This window comes from Coxiella endosymbiont of Ornithodoros maritimus, from assembly GCF_907164965.1.
Taxonomy (GTDB): Bacteria; Pseudomonadota; Gammaproteobacteria; order Coxiellales; family Coxiellaceae; genus Coxiella.
Window position 1 is genome coordinate 1 of the sequence record NZ_CAJRAM010000071.1, and the last position, 4,206, is coordinate 4,206.

Genomic DNA, 4,206 nt, shown 5'->3' on the forward strand with positions numbered 1-4,206 from the left:
TCGATTCTTTGTCTGTCGGTAGGCAGCCTACGCACGGAAACGACAGACATTTTTTCAACTACTTGATATTCCCTCTTTACCTCGCCCCCTTAAGTTGAGCTCTAGGTACCTGCGCGGAAAGGACGGATTAGACTTTATTAATTTGCTTCAATCCTTTTTTGATAAAGCATTTTTCCATTTGTGCTAATTTCTCAATTAAAAATTTTCACGGCTGGCAAAGACTCCGATGGCTCAAAATTAAAAAGCTTCCCAAAGAAATACAATTCTGATTCAAGCGCAGTTTTAATATTTTTAGCATTACGAAAACCATGTTGCTCATCTTCAAAAACAACATAAGCATAACGCAAACCTCTTTCCTTCATTTTAGCAATCATAACTTCCGCCTGCGCCGGCAGAACAACTTTATCTTCCAATCCCTGCAAAAAAATAATCGGAGACGACAAACGGTCGGCATGATTAATCGGTGAACGCGCATCGTAAAGCGATTTTTGTTCAGGATATTTGCCTACAAGGGTTTCTAAATAATGGGATTCAAATTTATGAGTATCACTTGCAAAACTTTCTAAATCCGACACCCCAAAGTAACTTGACCCTGCCGAAAAAACATCGTAAAAAATCAACGCAGAAAAAACAGTAAATCCACCCGCGCTCCCGCCGCGAATGATCAAACGTTTGGAATCTGCTTTTCCTATTTTCACTAAATATTTAGCGCCATTAACACAATCAGCAACGTCCACCACTCCCCACTGTCCTTTTAAGCGCTCGCGATAAGCTTTTCCGTAACCCGTGCTTCCACCATAATTAACGTCTAACACCGAAAATCCGCGGCTTGTCCAAAATTGATTTTTCAAATCAAGCGCAGTTGAAGTTGACGAGGTAGGACCGCCATGACTAATAACAATTAACGGCGGTTTTTCGTTTTCTGGCGGCTGATAATCTCCGTTGCATGGCGGATAATAAAAACCGTAGGCAGTTTTCCCCTCATCTGTCGGAAACTCAATCGCTTCAGGGTATGAGAGGTATTTTTTATCGATGGTTAACGGGGCGCTTTCATATAAAATTTCCGTGCGTTTATTTTTAATATCATAACAAACGACAGCGGGAAATCGATCAGAAGCCGCACCAATAAAAATAACCTGATCACGTTGTACCGCTAAGGTGGGCGCAAAAGAAGTAAACGGCAAATCAAATGCTGTATAGCGACCGTCTTCTATCACGCCCAACGTTTGTTTTCCCTTATGATTGACAATAGCTGCCAAGCGATTCTTATCCAGAAAATCATAGGTTTTGAGCTTAAACACCCATGGCGGAGAATCACACTCGGCATTTAAAGGGCATATCGATTTTACTTTGCCATCCTCATAACAATAAATATTTCCAAAACCACTGCTATCGGAGAGAAAATAAAGCGTCCCTTCGGGACTAAACTGCGGCTGAGAAACAAACTCTCCCACTCCCCCCAAAATTTTATGCGCATTAGTTAATTCAAGCATGCTCGTGAGATCCGCCATCCAAAGCTCGGTACCATCCCACGGCATTTGCGGCTGATTCCAACAAAACCATGCCATTTTAGTTCCGCTGGGATTAAGGCACGGTGCAGCATAAAAATGGTAACCTTGCGCTAAAACTTTAACGCGTTGGCTTCCGTCGGTTGGGATTGCCACCAATTCATTATCAACCATTTTTCCATGCGATTCTCGCACGGCAATCAGCCATTCCTCGTCCGGTGTTATTACCGCATCCGCATACCGCAACCCTCGAGGCTGGGATGGCTCCGGTGTCAACGGTTGTGGATTCTCTCTTGGAGTACAACGATACCAACGTTGATCTGCGTCATTGGCAAAAAAAATCATCTTTCGATGCACCCGATAATCCCCACCTCCATACTCATGCACCCGCGTTCGCACATTGACCCCGCCCGGCGTCACAGCCTGAATATCACCCGCCGATGAAAGACACAACACGACCTGACGCCCGCTTTCTTCAGGCCGACGTTCTAACCAATAAATGGAACCATCGTAAAACTCAACGTCCATTAAAACCCGCGATGAAGCCGCTGCCCTTTCAGCACTAATCGGCGATCGCCATGTCCCATAAGAAGAAGTTTGTTGTTTCATAGCGTCAAATTTAACCGTAAATTTTTAAAATTTTAAAAAGGAAGTTGCTATTGAATTTATGGAATTATTTGATTCAACATTTCCCAAAAGGTTGCGCCTCGTTTTTTGAAAAGTCAACCTCTAATTGACGTATTCTTTCATTCAGAGTTTGTAATGTTGTCTTTACTTCTGCAAGAATGTGAGGATTTTCTTGTTAATCATCATAAAAGGGCTCGCAGGGATTCATGCTTTCGTGAATATCGCTATTCAAATTGACTTGAAGTAAGAGAGATTACTTTCGTTTCAAGATCTGAGATTGTTAGACAGAAAATTGCGCGCGACAATTTACATAATTCATTGCTATTATAGAAAAAATATCGTAAAAGAAGAGAGAAATTAAGATTGTTCTCCTATCAGAATCTTCTGGGGAATGGGAAATAGAATATTCGAGCCAAAAAGAACAGAAACCTGTTATTGCAAAAATTATCAATTCTATTCCAATCTTTTCCAGTTGCAAGATAATTTTTTAAAACAAACTTCTTTTCTTAATAGTGTGATCCAATGCTTACTCTGCTAATTCGAGTTCCTCTTTTTGACGTCCAAGATCGAAGGAGGTAGAAAATAGGAGCCCGGTTGTTAAGCGTCGACCTAAATTTTTATTCGTCATTTTTAATCTTATGGTTTCTTTCAGATCGAGAAAAGCGCTGAGATGGTTAAGGAAGCCCATTGGGTAGGCGTGACACATTATCTTTCCTGCCTAAAACCTCTTTAGAGAAAGTAACTAGCCATGTAGGAATACAATGAGCATTAAAACATTTCCTAATCTCTTCAAAGAGAAATTCACTTCCATGCTCGCTTTTAATTTCTAATTCATTTTCATTTTTGAATATTCTTATTCGAGATTCTAAAGTGGGAGCGTCGTGGAAAGAAGGCAACGACAAACACAATTCAGATTCTCCAGGCAATAACGATGTCGTTGTCAGAAAATAGGATAGAGCAGCTTAAGTCAGTTGCTGCCAGCAATCAAGATCAAGCTGCGAAAAAAAAAGATCTCGATCAGTGGTGCTTAATTCATTAAGCCGTGATAAAGACTTTTTCTTTTTGAAAGCCGATAACAGAGGAATTACTACTCCCAATGGCTGGGATGATTCTTTTTGCAATGCTGCTTGCATAATAGCTGTTGGTGATTCTAGCTGCTCGTTCAAATAGGCTGTTGGCTTTTGCCCCATTTATTCCAGCTCATGGCAGGTAAGAGTGTAGCTTTATTAATATCTTTTGGTTTTTAAGACAATCTAGCGCTTTAAAATTATCGAGTTGATGGGCTAGATGAACTAACACTTCTTTAAACCTTTCGCAAAAAGGAGAGGTGTGACTCACTAATTTTTTCAGCAAACCGTTCCATCAATTCACAATAGCCCAAAATGAAAGCGCCACGCATATCGACTCGCTGCTTTCTCTGATTCCGAGGTTTGCTAGGTAATTATGATTGCATAACGAGGGGCTGGCTTGAAACCCCACTAAATACAAGCAAATCGCAATACGCCGTTGTCCTGTTAAAAGCGCGATATCCAATGATGTATGTCCGTTTACTTCCGCATTCAAGATGGGCAATGGAAATAAATCAACGAGCCGCAAAATAGCTTTGTAATTGCCAGTTGTAATCAAATAATGGAACAGCGACCATTATTTGCCGTCTGTTTTCGAGAGCACTCCCGGCAAAGCTTCTTCGTTGATTCGATGAATCAGCTCCTCAGTATCACCAGTTCTAATGAGATTTAACCAGACATTATCAGAGGTCGATGGTGAAATCTCAATAAAATGTTCTCGATTGAAAGTTTGGTAAGCTTTATTAACTTCTTTGCTTTCGTCTTTTTTTCTTCCACTTCACCTAAAAGTAGAATCGTTTCATTAGTCGGCATGATCTTACCTCGTTTAAAAAATTTGGATTGATGAAGCTTTATTAAATTTAGTTTATCCACTTAAGTTTTAATAAAATATTAAAAATATTAATGAGGATTTCGTTCTGTGAGGGATCTCCATACACGAAGGAAAGCGATGAATTTATCTTCTGAGCAGGCGGAATTAATGGAAAGGTTTGTTTTAATTGAAG

At 40.3% G+C, this 4,206-nt stretch carries 4 protein-coding genes; all 4 read right to left on the bottom strand.

The window, feature by feature from the left end:
* Positions 1 to 191 precede the first annotated feature (191 nt).
* The 4 genes from OWO34_RS06880 to OWO34_RS06895 all read right to left on the bottom strand — a co-directional run bounded on the left by OWO34_RS06880 (position 192) and on the right by OWO34_RS06895 (position 3,731).
* Positions 192 to 2,117 (bottom strand): S9 family peptidase, encoded by a 1,926-nt coding sequence (locus OWO34_RS06880; protein WP_267257009.1) that lies wholly within the window; start codon positions 2,115 to 2,117, stop codon positions 192 to 194.
* 544 nt (positions 2,118 to 2,661) lie between these two features.
* Positions 2,662 to 2,841, bottom strand: coding sequence for a hypothetical protein (locus OWO34_RS06885; RefSeq protein ID WP_267257010.1), 180 nt, complete (start codon positions 2,839 to 2,841; stop codon positions 2,662 to 2,664).
* Between the two features lie 256 nt (positions 2,842 to 3,097).
* The gene (locus OWO34_RS06890) at positions 3,098 to 3,325 is read right to left on the bottom strand and encodes a hypothetical protein (protein ID WP_267257011.1); all 228 of its coding nucleotides are present in this window, start codon (positions 3,323 to 3,325) and stop codon (positions 3,098 to 3,100) included.
* Positions 3,326 to 3,497: 172 nt separating this feature from the next.
* Complete coding sequence (locus OWO34_RS06895) at positions 3,498 to 3,731, bottom strand: hypothetical protein (RefSeq protein ID WP_267257012.1); 234 nt, start codon at positions 3,729 to 3,731, stop codon at positions 3,498 to 3,500.
* Positions 3,732 to 4,206 lie beyond the last annotated feature (475 nt).

Excerpts from the sequence above, each read along its gene's own strand:
- OWO34_RS06880 (WP_267257009.1), bottom strand. The coding sequence starts at position 2,117 with ATGAAACAACAAACTTCTTCTTATGGGACATGGCGATCGCCGATTAGT.
- OWO34_RS06885 (WP_267257010.1), bottom strand. The coding sequence starts at position 2,841 with ATGTGTCACGCCTACCCAATGGGCTTCCTTAACCATCTCAGCGCTTTT.
- OWO34_RS06890 (WP_267257011.1), bottom strand. The coding sequence starts at position 3,325 with ATGGGGCAAAAGCCAACAGCCTATTTGAACGAGCAGCTAGAATCACCA.